The organism is Peribacillus sp. NPDC097197, assembly GCF_050278025.1.
Classification (GTDB): domain Bacteria; phylum Bacillota; class Bacilli; order Bacillales; family DSM-1321; genus Peribacillus.
The window spans coordinates 45,667-60,856 of record NZ_JBNNST010000007.1 but is presented as its reverse complement, the minus strand read 5'-3'; the positions used below and the strand labels follow the sequence as shown (position 1 = coordinate 60,856).

13 protein-coding genes and 1 other annotated feature are annotated in these 15,190 nt (G+C 43.9%); of the genes, 6 read left to right on the top strand and 7 right to left on the bottom strand.

What is annotated here, in order from left to right; all coding sequences use genetic code 11:
• Positions 1-96 precede the first annotated feature (96 nt).
• The 3 genes from ACQKL6_RS11095 (at position 97) to ACQKL6_RS11085 (ending at position 2,314) form a co-directional block, all read left to right on the top strand.
• Entirely contained in the window at positions 97-999 is a 903-nt protein-coding gene (locus ACQKL6_RS11095; protein ID WP_402957059.1) for a LysR family transcriptional regulator, read from the top strand.
• An 82-nt stretch (positions 1,000-1,081) separates the two neighbouring features.
• Positions 1,082-1,603, top strand: coding sequence for a spore coat protein (locus ACQKL6_RS11090; protein ID WP_402987301.1), 522 nt, complete (start codon positions 1,082-1,084; stop codon positions 1,601-1,603).
• A 126-nt stretch (positions 1,604-1,729) separates the two neighbouring features.
• Complete coding sequence (locus ACQKL6_RS11085; RefSeq protein ID WP_427651076.1) at positions 1,730-2,314, top strand: hypothetical protein; 585 nt, start codon at positions 1,730-1,732, stop codon at positions 2,312-2,314.
• Between the two features lie 141 nt (positions 2,315-2,455).
• On the opposite strand, the gene ACQKL6_RS11080 is transcribed toward ACQKL6_RS11085, so the two are convergent.
• The 5 genes from ACQKL6_RS11080 to ACQKL6_RS11060 all read right to left on the bottom strand — a co-directional run bounded on the left by ACQKL6_RS11080 (position 2,456) and on the right by ACQKL6_RS11060 (position 10,149).
• Complete coding sequence (locus tag ACQKL6_RS11080) at positions 2,456-5,362, bottom strand: S8 family serine peptidase (protein WP_427651075.1); 2,907 nt, start codon at positions 5,360-5,362, stop codon at positions 2,456-2,458.
• Between the two features lie 441 nt (positions 5,363-5,803).
• Complete coding sequence (locus ACQKL6_RS11075) at positions 5,804-6,289, bottom strand: GNAT family N-acetyltransferase (RefSeq protein ID WP_427651158.1); 486 nt, start codon at positions 6,287-6,289, stop codon at positions 5,804-5,806.
• A 148-nt stretch (positions 6,290-6,437) separates the two neighbouring features.
• Entirely contained in the window at positions 6,438-8,852 is a 2,415-nt protein-coding gene (leuS, locus tag ACQKL6_RS11070) for a leucine--tRNA ligase (protein ID WP_427651074.1), read from the bottom strand.
• 54 nt (positions 8,853-8,906) lie between these two features.
• Positions 8,907-9,135: a binding site (T-box leader), on the bottom strand.
• 159 nt (positions 9,136-9,294) lie between these two features.
• Positions 9,295-9,558 carry a DUF2524 family protein gene (locus ACQKL6_RS11065; RefSeq protein ID WP_402875099.1) on the bottom strand — a complete coding sequence of 88 codons (264 nt, stop codon included), beginning with the start codon at positions 9,556-9,558 and terminating at the stop codon, positions 9,295-9,297.
• Between the two features lie 87 nt (positions 9,559-9,645).
• Positions 9,646-10,149 (bottom strand): SMI1/KNR4 family protein, encoded by a 504-nt coding sequence (locus ACQKL6_RS11060; RefSeq protein WP_402875102.1) that lies wholly within the window; start codon positions 10,147-10,149, stop codon positions 9,646-9,648.
• A 164-nt stretch (positions 10,150-10,313) separates the two neighbouring features.
• Between ACQKL6_RS11060 and ACQKL6_RS11055 the strand changes: the two genes are divergently transcribed.
• Positions 10,314-11,279 carry a TIGR01212 family radical SAM protein gene (locus tag ACQKL6_RS11055; protein WP_403080356.1) on the top strand — a complete coding sequence of 322 codons (966 nt, stop codon included), beginning with the start codon at positions 10,314-10,316 and terminating at the stop codon, positions 11,277-11,279.
• Positions 11,276-11,848, top strand: coding sequence for a class I SAM-dependent methyltransferase (locus tag ACQKL6_RS11050; RefSeq protein ID WP_427651073.1), 573 nt, complete (start codon positions 11,276-11,278; stop codon positions 11,846-11,848). The genes ACQKL6_RS11055 and ACQKL6_RS11050 overlap by 4 nt, the downstream gene beginning before the upstream one ends.
• Positions 11,849-12,175: 327 nt before the next feature.
• Here ACQKL6_RS11050 and ACQKL6_RS11045 read toward each other — a convergent pair whose 3' ends face one another.
• Positions 12,176-12,979, bottom strand: a complete 804-nt coding sequence (locus ACQKL6_RS11045) for a lysophospholipase (protein ID WP_427651072.1) — start codon at positions 12,977-12,979, stop codon at positions 12,176-12,178.
• Between the two features lie 214 nt (positions 12,980-13,193).
• Here ACQKL6_RS11045 and ACQKL6_RS11040 point away from each other — a divergent pair, with 214 nt between their 5' ends.
• Entirely contained in the window at positions 13,194-13,712 is a 519-nt protein-coding gene (locus ACQKL6_RS11040) for a gamma carbonic anhydrase family protein (protein WP_402875249.1), read from the top strand.
• 140 nt (positions 13,713-13,852) lie between these two features.
• On the opposite strand, the gene metK is transcribed toward ACQKL6_RS11040, so the two are convergent.
• Complete coding sequence (metK, locus tag ACQKL6_RS11035) at positions 13,853-15,049, bottom strand: methionine adenosyltransferase (RefSeq protein WP_402875116.1); 1,197 nt, start codon at positions 15,047-15,049, stop codon at positions 13,853-13,855.
• Between the last annotated feature and the right edge of the window lie 141 nt (positions 15,050-15,190).

Sequence of the window (15,190 nt, the reverse complement as noted above, 5' to 3'; positions counted from 1 at the left end):
ACTTACATATTATTCTAGGTTTTCAAATCAATATAAACAATATATAATTAAGCCAAAATCTATCTCACTTTGAGATAGGTGGAAGGAGATGAGTAAATGGAACTACGTCAATTGCGTTATTTCGTCGAGGTTGCGGAGAGGGAACACGTCTCTGAAGCCGCCGAACACCTACATATTGCCCAATCGGCCATCAGCCGCCAGATTGCTAGACTGGAAGAAGAACTCGGCGTCACGTTATTCGAAAAAATCGGCCGGAACATCCAATTAACGCCCATCGGAAAAATATTTTTAGTTCATGCCAAAACGGCGATAAAATCCATCGAATATGCCAAATATCAAATCGAGGAATTCCTGGATCCGGAACATGGGATGATCAAAATCGGGTTCCCGACAAGCCTCTCCACCTATTTGTTGCCGACTGTCATTTCCGCTTTTAAAGATGAACAGCCGAACATCTCATTTCATTTGAAACAAGGTTCCTACTCCTACTTAATGGATGCCGTGAAAAACCGTGAAATCGGTTTGGCCTTCCTAGGGCCGGTCCCTACGAAAGATCCTGATATCGACGGCCATATCTTATTCACCGAAAACGTGTCTGCCCTACTTCCCATCACCCATCCGCTGGCTGAAAGAAAGAGCCTGCGCCTAAGCGACCTGCGGAATGATCCTTTTGTGCTGTTCCCCAAAGGTTACGTCTTGAACACCCTTGCCATCGAGGCTTGTAAGCAGGCCGGCTTCACGCCGAACATCGCTTCGGAAGGGGAAGACATGGATTCCATAAAAGGGCTTGTGTCCGCTGGAATCGGGGTCAGCCTCCTGCCTGATAGCACCTTCTATGAAATCGTTCCGAGGATGACCGTCAAAATTCCCATTGAAACACCTTCAGTCAAACGGACAGTCGGTATCATCTCTCCAAGAAATCGAGAACTTGCCCCATCAGAAAAGGTATTTTACGAGTTTGTTAAAAAATTCTTTGCAAGGTTGGAGCAATACCAATGATATATTCTCAATAATGGGATAACTTCCGAAATGCCCACCTCTTGAATACTGTATCGAGACAATATGTTCAGGAGGTATTAACATGACACCCACACATTCACATCTTGCTTGGCATGAAACACTTGAGCTTCATGAATTGGTAGCTTCACAGTCCAATGCCCTTATGAAATTAAAAAAAGCCTATCCAGAAATAAAAGACCCGGTTTTAAAAACACACTACAAACACATGATCAATTCGCTTACGCAAAACATCATGGAGTTGTTGCAGTTTTATCCGTTAACGCCTGATGCCAATCGGGAAGAGGACGATCGTATGGGAGAAATAATGCAAGGGGATGAAATAAGAGATGATGCATCGGCAATGGCTGCCGGGGATCTACTCGGGCTAGCCAAATCCTCCATCAAAAATTATGCGACTGCTATAACTGAAACGGCCACCCCCTCACTACGGAAGGTCTTTAAAAAGCAATTAAATGGGGCCATCGATAATCACGCAAGAATTTTCAACTATCTATATGAAAGAGATCTCTATCCAGCTTATGATTTCAACCAGCTTCTCCAAAACGACGTGAAGACGGCCAAAAAAGCTTTGTCCCAATTATGAACGAAAAAAGGTAAGTGGAAATCGATCGCCTCCACTTACCTTTTTATTTTCCCTAAACACCAAATAAGATAAATATGTAATATAACCCTTTATATGGTAGAATAATAAGCCGGAGGGGATTAAACCATGAGATTGTTTAAAATGATTTTCTTTTGTATCGGCCTTTCTCTATTCTTAAGTGCCTGTGCTTCAGAAAATGAGGAAACCGTAACTAAAGAACAAACCGAAAATACGACAGAGAACAAAACGGAAGAAAAAAAACAGCCTGACGAAAAAACCGAAGAGAATACGAAATCCGTCAAGCTAGACATACCGAATCAAGAAAGCTATAAAAAGCTTTCCGCACTACTTTCAAATCAGAATGATCCCAGTCTTGATCCTGAAGACTATCATAAAGTCATGACAGAACAGAAAGATATCAGGACCTTCATTGACAAAATGGATAAGATTGAAGTGAAAAAGAATAATGACGCAGCGGAACTACTAGATTACTCCATGGCCACCTTAGAAGAAACCACATATTTTTTTGAATTATTCAAGGACGAAAACAACAAATTTAGTGTATTTTTCTTTGAAGATGGGCAAGTCATGTTAGTGAAGACGGACTTATCGAACAAGTCAAAGGAAGATCAGGAAAAAACCTATGTTTCGATTGCGAAGCACCCTGAACTGTTACAGGAATTGAAAGATTCTCTTTCTATTAATTTCTAGTTTATCGTGTACATAATGAAAGCCTATCAAAACTATTTTGATAGGCTTTTTTGTCGTCATCCTATTAGAGGTTCAAGAAAAAAACGGCATGTCCCTTGTTAGTTATTTCAAACAAGGGGACATGCCGTTTCAGTTAACATTTTACTTTTTATATTTCTTCACAGTCACTTTCGTAGCTTTGCCTGTATTGCCCGCTTTATCTTTCGCTGTAACGGACAAGGTCGAACCTGCTTTTTTCTTGCTGATTTTCACGGTATATTTCCCTTTGTTATCAGCTTTGGCCGATCCGATCTTCTTATCTTTGTACTTGACCGTAACCGTCGATCCCACTTCCGCTTTACCGGTTACTTTTTTTGATTTGTCCGTTACTTTGTCGACTTTTGGTGCACTTGGTGCCGTTTTGTCCAATACAGTCACTTTCGCTGCTTTACTTTCCCGTTTCGCCGCGTCAGTAGCTGTGATGGAGAGTTTTGTCCCTGCTTTTTGTTTACTGATTTTTACTTTGTAATTCCCTTTGCTGTCTGCGTTGCCTTTGCCGATTACTTTTTTGGCGCTATTCTTGATGGAAATCGCGATTCCCGCCGTTGCTTTTCCTGTTACAAACGTATCTTTGTCACTTACTGCCTTCACAGTAGGTGCTTTAGGAGTTTCCCCCTTCTTCACAAACAGCTTGATTGAAGAGACAGCGACTTTAGAAGAATCCGAAATCACGACGTTTAGGCGTTGATCGGCCTTTTGAACTGGAATTGCAACACTGAACGTACCTTTGGCTGAAGTCACCGCTGTTCCGATTGTTTTGCTTCCGTTTTTCACTTCCACTTTTGAACCTGCTTTTGCCGTTCCTGTCAGCTTCGTTTGATTATCAAGAATCGGGTTCACTGCAGCTTTCAGGTCCACTTTACTAAGTGCACTAAAGCCATTCAGCCTTCCAAATCCTGAAACATAATCCCTGTCGACGGCTGGTGCTATCGGCTCTCCTTCATCTGTATAATCCTGATCCATTCCTTCATTGTCTTCTTCCTTGAAGGCAATGTAATCGGATGTTTCATGAAGGATGGTGCGTACGTCATTTATTTTCAATCCTGGATTACCGGATAGTAATAACGCGGCAACTGCTGCGACATGTGGTGTTGCCATCGATGTCCCATCCATTAACGTGACATTTCCGTTTGGCATAAGACTTGGGATCCCTGTTCCAGGTGCCACCAAATCAAGTGTCGGGCCAAAGTTGGAATAATCCGAAACGATATCATAGGCATTGGTTGCCCCGACGGATATTACATATTTAGAAGAAGCCGGATAAGAAAGCATGCTGGCTTCATTCCCGCTTGCGGCCACGATCACGACACCTTTGGATGCTGCGTAATTCAGGGCGTACTCGATGGTCCGGCTATAAGACCCGCCCAAACTTAAGTTAATGACCTTTGCTCCCTTGTCTGCCGCATAAATGATTCCGGCTGCAATTTTTTCCGTGTCCCCTGCTCCTGAAGAATCAAGGACCTTGACCGGAAGGATTTTGGCCAATGGATTGATTCCCTCCATGGAATATCCATTATTCGACTGGGCTGCGATGATGCCTGAAACATGTGTACCATGTCCATTATCATCGATTGCGTCCACTTTCTGATCGATGAAGTTCTTGCCTTGTCCCATATTGACTTTGTCTTTTAAATCCGCGAGCGTATTATCGACGCCTGTATCGATTACCGCAACCAATGTCTCTTTCAGATCGCGATGCTTAATAAGTTTCTGCAATTCGTCATTATGGATGTCAGCGCCTTTTTTACTCACTTCACGCCCTTCATTGTTCAAGGACCATTGATACGGTGATTGAATATCATTCGAAAGGGCTTTATACGTTTTAACCGGCTCGATATACTCTACATCCGAGAGGTTTTCAACCTGTGTAAGGGCCGTTGCGCTCATCTTGCCCGTTCCCTTTAACTCCACCACATATGTATCATCGAGGATGACATCTTGTTTTTTGAAGGTCGAGAACGTTCCATAGCTTTGTACCTTGGTTTGAACCGAAGTCAGTTTTTTACCCGGTTTCATCTTGACGATATACTTGCTCGTGATGCTTTTGGAAGCCGGTAGCTTATAACCCGCTTTGCTTGCGATATCGACAACGCGCTCGCCTGCAAGGTTATTGATGCCGATCTTATCCGCAATGCCGTTCATTTCTTTTTTCAGTGAAGCTGGGACGGCATCGACCGTCACATCGAACAATTCTTTAATCGCTTGTTGCTGCTTATTTGAAATGACTGCCGTACTGCTTTCCCCATTTTCATTAAGGTCCGCAATTAGAGGTTGAAGGATTACTAGATTGTTGTATACATTGTCTCTTTTGCTCTTGCTGCCGGCCATATCAAGGACCAAGAACGGTGCAGCCTTATAATACAAGGAAGATAGGGCGCGTCCTTCCTCTGACTTGGAAAGAACTCCATCTCTGAACTTGCGAATTTCACTCAATAGGTTTTTACCCGTGGATTTTCCTACAGCGCTTAACTCCACTGGGCATGAATCCATTCCAAGTTCGTCCGATGTTGCGGAAGGAGGCAATTTAACGGATTGTGCATGTATTTTGTAAGCCGTCTTATTCTCCGATTCCGGTAATGATAGGCCCTCTTCATCCACTTCACCGAAATACTCTATTTTCACATAATAGCTTCCTTCCCAACCGAACGGGAAGTCGATGACGGCCTTTTCTTCAGGGCCGCTAGTTGCCCGGTAGTTATCATACGTTTCATCTTTCTCTGCTTTTTCTAAAGTAGGATAGACTGAAATATTAAGATAATCGTCCGATTCTACATCGAACTCAACATGGGAAAACTGATTAGTATCATCTTTCGTTGGGGTGATCTGGAGCCAATGGGTCTCAGGCTTGTCAAAAGTGCCTTCAACCGTTTCCCCACTTTTAATGGAAGCTGCTTGTATGATTTTTGATGAATCTGTCGCAGCCTGGGATCTTTGTGGAATCAACATGCCAAAAACAAGTGAAAATATAAGTACACATACCGTAAATCGACTTACCTTTTTAACGTTCAATAGTTACCCTCCTAAATTTGCTAAAAATGCTTTACTATACCAAATTATCACACTGTTAAATATTATCAACCATTTTTTTGGCAATAACTTGAGAATGGTAGACTCCAAGGAATAAACAGGCATTTTGCACTAATACGTATCTTTGAATCTAGCTATTCTGCTTTTTATTAGAACAGGGTTTTCCTACTATTTCTTCCCCATTCACTTAGGATTCCGCCCATATCACCCATATGTGTCCGAATCTCGAATCTTGCTTCTTCCACTTTCTTCATCTGCGTTTTGGGAAGCCTTATTCTTAGGTACATAATCAACCATCATTAGCAAAAAAAAAAAAGAATCTTCAGCGAAGATCCCTTTTTTTCCGATTCAATTAAAACGCTCGATTATTGACCGATTCATTCTATCTCTCTATTACAGGTTAGCTCGGGAAAGTTAGAAGAGTTACGTATTCTTCACCGATAAATGCATGACAAACTGTTCGCCAATCGGACCGATTTTTCTCTTACCTGTATCAGTAAAACCTACTTTTGCATACAGTCGCTGAGCAGGAACATTTTTATGATTAACAACTAAAACGATTTCATCACAGTAAGGAAATTCAGTTTTAACAAAATCACTTAGTAAGAGCATCGCTTGTTTAGCATAACCTTTTCCTTGCTTTGCATGGTTAACAGATAATGCAGTTAAGAGCATCGCTTTCGGATTATCCGAGTACGCCTTAACTCGTTCCGTTGAATGTAATAAAAAGAAGCCTACAGGCTCATCCTCACATAAAATAACAATACGATGTTGTCCTTCTTTCAACTCTAAAATCTTGCATGGTAATGCTGTGAACTGCCCTTGTTCTTCAGGAAGTTCAAAGGAATTTAATACATCCAAATATTCATTCGAAAAATGTTTTAACTCCACGTTATGAACGTTTTCCATAGTTGCTCCTTGGTTTTTCATTACATATTACCATAAAAATACATATCACAATATGGTCCTAATATTTATAAATCGACGAATGTCCCTTTCCAGGGCAACACAAAAAAAGAGCTGCCCCGGCCAATATGCGGGACAGCTCTTTTGATGGTTAGTTTGCGACGATATTGACCAATTTGCCAGGTACGGCAATGACTTTGCGGATGGTTTTGCCATCGATCTGTTCTTTGATGGCGTCTTCGCCCATCGCGATTTCTTCTAGTTTTTCTTTTGTCGTATCAGTCGGCACCATCAGTTTGGCTTTGACTTTACCGTTGATTTGAATGACGATCTCCACTTCGTTATCGACGAGCTTCGCTTCGTCGAACGCAGGCCACGTTCCGTAAGCGATGCTTTCAGAATGACCCAGCTTAGACCAAAGTTCTTCTGAGATATGCGGTGCAGCCGGTGCTAGCAATTTCACGAAGCCTTCGATATATTCCTTCGGAAGTGCTTCCGCTTTGTAGGCATCGTTGATGAAGACCATCAACTGTGAAATCGCCGTATTGAATTTCAATTCTTCATAGTTCTCGGTCACTTTTTTGACAGTTTGGTGATACACTCTTTCAAGCTTGCCACTGTCATCCGTTTCGACCAATTTATCCGTCATCGTGCCATCATCATTGACAAGTAGACGCCAGACGCGATCCAGGAAGCGGCGTGAACCGTCCAATCCGTTTGTCGACCAGGCAATGGATGCATCCAATGGCCCCATGAACATTTCGTACATGCGAAGTGTATCCGCCCCATGGCTTTCGACGATGTCGTCAGGGTTCACGACATTCCCTTTTGATTTACTCATTTTTTCATTGTTCTCGCCAAGGATCATCCCTTGGTTGAATAAGTTTTGGAACGGTTCCTTCGTTGGTACGACACCGATGTCATACAAGAATTTATGCCAGAAGCGCGCGTACAATAAGTGAAGCACGGCATGCTCGGCACCACCGATATAAATGTCGACCGGCATCCATTCTTTCAATTTTTCCGGATCGGCAAGAGCTTCCGTATTGTCCGGATCGATATAACGAAGGAAGTACCAGCTACTACCTGCCCATTGTGGCATGGTATTCGTCTCACGACGGCCTTTACGTCCGTTTTCGTCAACTACATTCACCCAATCCGTGATGTTCGCAAGTGGTGATTCACCCGTTCCTGAAGGCTTGATGTCCGTTGCCTTAGGTAGAAGTAATGGAAGCTCTTCTTCCTTAAGTGCTGACATGGTGCCATCTTCCCAATGGATGATTGGAATTGGCTCACCCCAGTAACGTTGGCGGCTGAACAACCAGTCGCGAAGGCGGTACGTGATTTTTTTCGTACCGATCGCTTTTTCTTCCAACCATTTAATCATGGCCGTGATGCCTTCTTCTTTATTCATTCCATCCAGGAATCCGGAGTTCACATGAAGCCCGTCGCCCGTATAGGCTTCTTTCGTCACATCTCCACCAGCTACGACTTCTTTGATTGGTAAGTCGAATTTGACTGCGAATTCATAATCACGTTCATCATGAGCAGGAACCGCCATGATTGCACCCGTTCCATAGCTGATCAATACGTAATCGGCAATCCAGATCGGCATCTTTTCGCCATTGACCGGATTGATTGCATAAGCACCCGTGAACACGCCTGATTTATCTTTTGCAAGGTCCGTTCTTTCCAGGTCACTTTTATGTTTCACTTCGTCTAAATAAGCGTCAACGGCAGCACGTTGTTCGGATGTCGTGATCTTATCCACGAAAGGATGCTCTGGAGCAAGAACCGCATAGCTTGCACCGAATAATGTATCCGGACGTGTCGTGAACACCGTGAATGATTCATCGAATCCATCGATCGTGAACGTGACTTCAGCTCCTTCAGAACGGCCGATCCAGTTACGTTGCATATCCTTGATGTTTTCTGGCCAATCCACATCATCCAAATCGTCGATCAGACGGTCGGCATAAGCCGTGATGCGCAACATCCACTGCTTCATTGGACGGCGTTCGACCGGATGTCCGCCACGTTCACTTTTCCCATCGATGACTTCTTCATTCGCTAAAACCGTACCAAGTGCCGGGCACCAGTTCACAGCGACTTCATCGATATAGGCAAGGCCTTTTTCGTATAATTTCAAGAAAATCCATTGTGTCCATTTATAATATTCCGGATCCGTCGTATTGATTTCACGATCCCAGTCATAAGAGAAACCAAGCGCCTTGATTTGGCGGCGGAACGTGTTGATGTTGTGTTCCGTGAATTCAGCCGGGTCATTCCCGGTATCGATTGCGTACTGCTCTGCTGGAAGACCGAATGCATCCCAGCCGATTGGATGGAGCACATTGTACCCTTGCGCCCGTTTCATCCGTGCCAGAATATCACTCGCCGTGTAACCTTCCGGATGTCCAACGTGAAGACCCGCTCCAGATGGATAGGGGAACATATCCAGCGCGTAGAATTTACGTTTGCCGCTATCTTCTCCCGTTTTAAACGTTTTGTTCGCTTCCCAATATTGCTGCCATTTCGTTTCTATGCTTCTATGTTCAAAACTCATTAGACTTCCTCCTATTTTCCGTATAAAAAAAACAATAAAAAACCCCTCATCCCAAATTGGGACGAGAGGATTATGTATATCTTCCCGCGGTACCACCCACATTGGCGACAACAAACAATCGCCCAGCTTAAAAGTTCCGTAACGTGGATTGGACGCCAGGCATTACTATCGCTTCACACCTGTGACTCCAAGACGAGTTCACAATCAATCCAGGTTGACTTGCACCATCCGTCAACTCTCTAAACTGGTTCTAATTGCTACTACTTCTCTTCATAGTCTTTATAAGAATATTTGATTTTATTTCATTCTAGTCAATTTTACCGATAATTGCAATAGCCGGTCACCAACATTATCTCCAGGTTTTTCATTATATATGCATCACCATTCAAAATCGTGCACATTGGAAAAGGGAGCTATGCTTCCATAGCCCCCACATACACCTTTAATGACGCAATAAAATCATATCATTCTTTATATCATTCAATTGCTGTTGCATCCTTTGAAGCATATCCCGTTGCTGGGCATCCGCACTTCCATACATTTTGTCCAAATTTGTCAAAGCCTCTTCGATATAAAGCTGTGACTTCTGGAATTCCTCATCACTGTAATGGCCCAGCCTTGATGCTTCGTTATATTCATAATCTGCAAATCGGAGAGCCCCTTCGCATTGCTCCAATAACTGACCAACGGATTGTCTAGTTGCCATTTCAAACCCTCTCCTTCACGTTCGTTTGGATGACATTACATCATCACAATTAGTTTGAACTAAGAACGGGAGGATTATCATTTTTTTTCACTTATCCCAGAACTTTACCCCTTGATGGGAAATGAACTGCTCCAGCCACTCCGCGAAACCCATATGAAGCGGCTTGCTTTCATCGAAATCATCGATATGACCTTTTACCATGATATAATCCTGCTTGCCTTTGGCCACGTCATTTCCATGGATCACAATATTATCTTGATAAATGCAGGCCACCTTATAACAGCCTTCATAATCTTCTTCATACGTGTAATTTATGATATCCTCAAGGCTGTATAAATCATTTTCGCCCCCGGATTCAACATGATCGAACAGGCGGCACCCATTCGTTATCTTCAAAAATGCTTTATATTCATCTGGCAGCAGCAAACCGGTCTTTTCCTCAAAAGCGAGGATTTGTTCGTCCGAGGCAGGAGAATTGAAGGTACACGTTGCATTGAACACAGTCCCATCATCATTGACTTCTAGCACCTGGTTATTTTCTGCTAATTTCTTTTTCATTTGATTTATGACTTCTTCTACTTGAACGGTCATATTCACCAGCTCCCGACTCAATTTAGATAAACGAACACACCTGTTTAACTATCTAAAATTAACCTTCAAGATACATTATACGCTTCTTTTTTAAGAAAAAGACCTATTCTCCGGAATGTTGTATAATATAGGTTGCGCTTTATTACACGTAGGAGGTTGCTGATATGGATCAAGCAAACCCGTTTATATATGCAACGGATAACAAACGATATCATACTTGGAATTACCATTTACGCCATCACTTTGGCCATAAAGTTTTCAAAGTTGCGCTTGACGGCGGTTTCGACTGTCCGAACCGTGATGGCACAGTCGCACATGGCGGCTGCACCTTCTGCAGTGCCGCAGGATCGGGGGATTTTGCAGGCGATCGCGTCGAACCGCTTGATGTCCAATTTAAGAAAGTCAGTGAAAAAATGCACCACAAATGGAAAGACGGCAAGTATATGGCCTATTTTCAAGCGTTCACGAACACGCACGCACCCGTGGCAGAGCTTCGTGAAAAATACGAAAGCGTCCTCACTCAGGAAGGAGTGGTCGGGCTTTCCATCGCGACACGCCCGGACTGCCTGCCTGATGATGTAGTCGACTATCTAGCCGAACTGAATCAACGTACCTATCTTTGGGTCGAGCTTGGCCTGCAGACGGTCCATGATGAAACGGGGAACTTGATCAACCGGGCCCACGACTATGCTTGCTACAAGGAAGGCGTCGATAAACTGCGTAAACACGGGATCCGGGTCTGTACCCACATCATCAATGGCTTGCCTAACGAAGGTTATGCAATGATGATGGAGACCGCACGTGAAGTCGCTAAACTTGATGTCCAGGGAATCAAGATCCACCTGCTTCACCTTTTGAAAGGAACGCCGATGGTCAAGCAATATGAAAAAGGAATGCTTGAATTTCTTGAACGGGACGATTATGTAAATCTCGTATGCGATCAGTTGGAAGTCATTCCCCCAGAAATGATCGTCCACCGCATTACCGGCGATGGCCCCATAGACTTGATGATTGGGCCGATGTGGAGCGTCAATAAATGGGATGTCCTGAACGCCATCGATGCCGAACTGAAACGCCGCAATAGCTGGCAGGGAAAACATTATCAATCAGAGGAGGTCCCATCACCATGAAGCTGGATCGCGTTTTGGATTTTGCGAAGCTACTTCTTGAGAGAGCCGTTCAACAAGGGGACATCACCGTTGATGGAACGATGGGCAACGGCCATGATACCGTCTTTCTCGCCCAATTGGTCGGCGAAACCGGTCATGTCTATAGTTTTGACATTCAAGAGCAAGCCATTCACACTACCGCGAATAAATTGGAAACGGAACATTTACAAAAGCCTTGCACCCTCGTCCACGATGGACATGAACAGCTCGATACGTATATCACCGTGGAACATGCTGGAAAGATCACCGGGGCCATCTACAACCTTGGCTATCTCCCTGGAGGCGATAAATCGATCATCACGCAAGCCGATACGACAATCGCTTCTCTTGAAAAACTGTTCGACATGATGGCGCCGGAGGGCATCATCGTCCTCGTCATCTATCACGGCCATCCAGGAGGAGAGGCGGAACGGGATGCGTTGATGCACTACGTACAGAACCTGTCTCAACAAAAAGCCCATGTCCTGAAATACGACTTCATCAACCAAGTTCATTCACCTCCGTTCCTCATTGCGATAGAAAAAAGGTAGAACTCACACCACCGTTCAATAAACGGTGGTGTTTTTGTAAATCCGACCGAATTTTTTGAATTTTGAACTTATACCTATTATAATGAAAAAAAATCGATAAGTGGGTGTAGAAACATGGAACAATTATCGACTTCGTTGGCAGGGCAGATTTATTGACTGAGAAAATCAAACGGGATACAAGTGAATCATTTGGCCAATTCGTCACTAGCCTGACTGCATTGACCGAAGATAGAACACGATGGAAGAATTGAAGCCGTTCGAACATGTCTTTGACAAATTCCTCCAAAACAAAAAGCTGCTGAAGTTTCTCAGCAGCTTTTTTCTTATTTAAACGACATAGCCCAATATCTTCAACCGGTTTTCAACGAAACTCAGTGCATATTGAAATACGTCATCCCGCTCCGGTTCATTGAAAATTTCATGATATAGTTTCGGCCATTCCTTGTATTGCTTTTCGCTGGCCAAGTTATAGTTGAACCACTCCCGGACCGCCTTTTTGTTGACGACCTTGTCATCTCCGCCCTGCATCATCAGTAAAGGCACGTCCTGAAACTCCGGAATCTCTTCAAAAGCATCCTTCATTGCCTGTACAAGCTCCCGATACCAGCGAACGGAAACCTTGGTAATGTACAATGTATCGTTCGTATCCGATTCACGGATTTCCGAATTCCTCGTCGCCATTTGGGGAGTTAACCCAGAATCCACCCGGAATTTTGGCATCACGATATTCATGCCGTGTGAAATGGCGGTTAAGTATTTGGGAGGATGCGTCATCAGACCGAGGCATGGCGATGATAAAATGACCCCCGCGATGTCCCATTCTTCCTCCTGAAGCAGGCGGATCGCAATCAACCCACCCATGCTATGTCCTAATAAAAAGACAGGAAGGGAATAATCGTATGCATCTTCAATCCAGCTTTTTACTTCATCTAAATATTCGTCAAAGGAATCGATATGCCCCCGGAAGGCGCGTGTCGTCATTCCCTGCCCGGGTAGGTCGCCCATGACGACATGGTATCCGGCTGAAAGCCACATTTGTGTTAACCACTTGTAACGGCCATGATGCTCCATTGCCCCATGAATAATGACGATGACGCCTTTTGCATCTCCGTCCGTCTCCCATTTCCACATTCGAAATCCCCCTTTCACTTTTCTCTAGTTGTAAACGTTCCATGCAGAATGAAAAATAATCTATATGGTAAATTATAACCACATTTTCGGTTTTCGACAAAAACGAAACCTAATTAATTGTGCTCAATCAAATAGTAGCCAAGGCTATTTTGATACGGTATATTAAAATAATACAGCAAAATTATCCACTTCGGAAAGGAAATGATGAAAATTGATTATTTATCCATTCAAAGGCATGGAACCAGAAATTTCCGAAAGCGCCTATCTTGCTGAAAATGCCGTCGTGACAGGCGATGTCAAAATCGGTGATGAATCAACGATCTGGTTCAATACCGTCATTCGCGGCGATGTGGCACCCACCATCATCGGGAAAAGAGTAAGCGTGCAAGATAACAGCGTACTTCATCAAAGTCCCAATAACCCACTGATAATCGAAGATGAAGTGACCATTGGCCACCAAGTCATTCTACATAGCTGCAAAATTCGAAAGAGAGCCCTCATCGGCATGGGTTCGATCATCCTTGATGGAGCGGAAATCGGTGAAGGTGCCTTCATCGGTGCAGGAAGCCTTGTCCCCCAAGGAAAGGTTATCCCGCCGAACACCTTAGCCTTTGGAAGGCCGGCCAAAGTCGTTCGTGAAATTAATGAGGAAGATCGCCAGGATATGGATCGCATTGTCCGGGAATATGCTGAAAAAGGACAACTCTATAAACAGGCTGACCGAATAAAGTAACACCAATCGTATGATTACAAAAAACGCTTAGCTAAAAATAGGATTCCTTGAATTATTCCCTAGGAAGCCATATTTAATCCTATTTTTGCCCATCAAAAAAGGTGCCTTGCATTAAAGCAAGGCACCTTTTCTCATATGATTTACGCTTTAGCTTGTGTTTTTAAAGCTTCTGCTTTATCCGTACGCTCCCAAGGCAAATCAACATCTGTACGGCCGAAGTGACCATATGCAGCTGTTTGCTTGTAGATTGGGCGACGTAGGTCAAGCATCTTGATGATACCAGCTGGACGTAGGTCGAAATTCGCCTCTACCAATTCCACTAGCACCTCTTCACTTACTGTTCCCGTTCCAAATGTATCGATTGAGATGGATACAGGCTTAGCCACGCCGATTGCGTAGGCCAATTGCACTTCCGCTTTGTCAGCCAGGCCAGCAGCTACGATGTTCTTCGCAACGTAACGAGCGGCATATGCAGCAGAACGGTCCACTTTTGTTGCATCTTTACCAGAGAAAGCACCGCCGCCGTGACGAGCGTATCCGCCGTACGTATCAACGATGATTTTACGGCCAGTAAGACCAGCATCCCCTTGAGGTCCGCCGATTACAAAACGGCCAGTCGGGTTGATGAAGTATTTCGTATCTTCATTGATTAAGTCAGCCGGTACGACCGCATTAATCACATGTTCTTTTAAGTCGGCTTGAATTTGTTCAAGTGTCACTTCAGGATCATGTTGTGTGGAGATGACGATTGTGTCTACACGTACAGGTAGGTTATTTTCATCATATTCAACCGTTACCTGCGTTTTTCCATCAGGACGTAAATAACTTAGCGTGCCATCTTTACGAACTTGAGAAAGACGGAATGATAGCTTATGAGCCAATGAAATGGGAAGTGGCATAAGCTCTTCCGTTTCATTGCACGCGAATCCGAACATAAGACCTTGGTCCCCTGCACCGATAGCATCGATTTCCTCATCGGACATCGTACCTTCACGTGCTTCCAATGCTTTATCAACACCCGCTGCAATATCAGCAGACTGCTCATCGATCGAGCTTAGCACAGCACAAGTCTCGGCATCGAAACCATATTTCGCACGAGTGTACCCGATACCTGCAATCGTATCGCGGACAATGCGTGAAATATCCACGTAAGCCGATGTTGTAATTTCTCCAGCAACAAGTACAAGACCTGTCGTTACACTTGTTTCACACGCAACGCGTGCATTTGCATCCTTAGCTAGGATTGCATCTAAAATGGAATCTGAAATCTGATCACAAATTTTATCCGGATGGCCTTCTGTCACAGATTCAGAAGTAAATAGACGTTTCTTTGACATCTTATTTCCTCCTTGGAAGTTAGTATGTTGTAGGCATGAGCCTGATCTTTTACGGAACTCGTTTCCCTTATTAGTTTCAATCATAGACACAGAATTAATGAATAAAAACACAAAAACCTTCCCTGGCAATGAGGAAAGGTT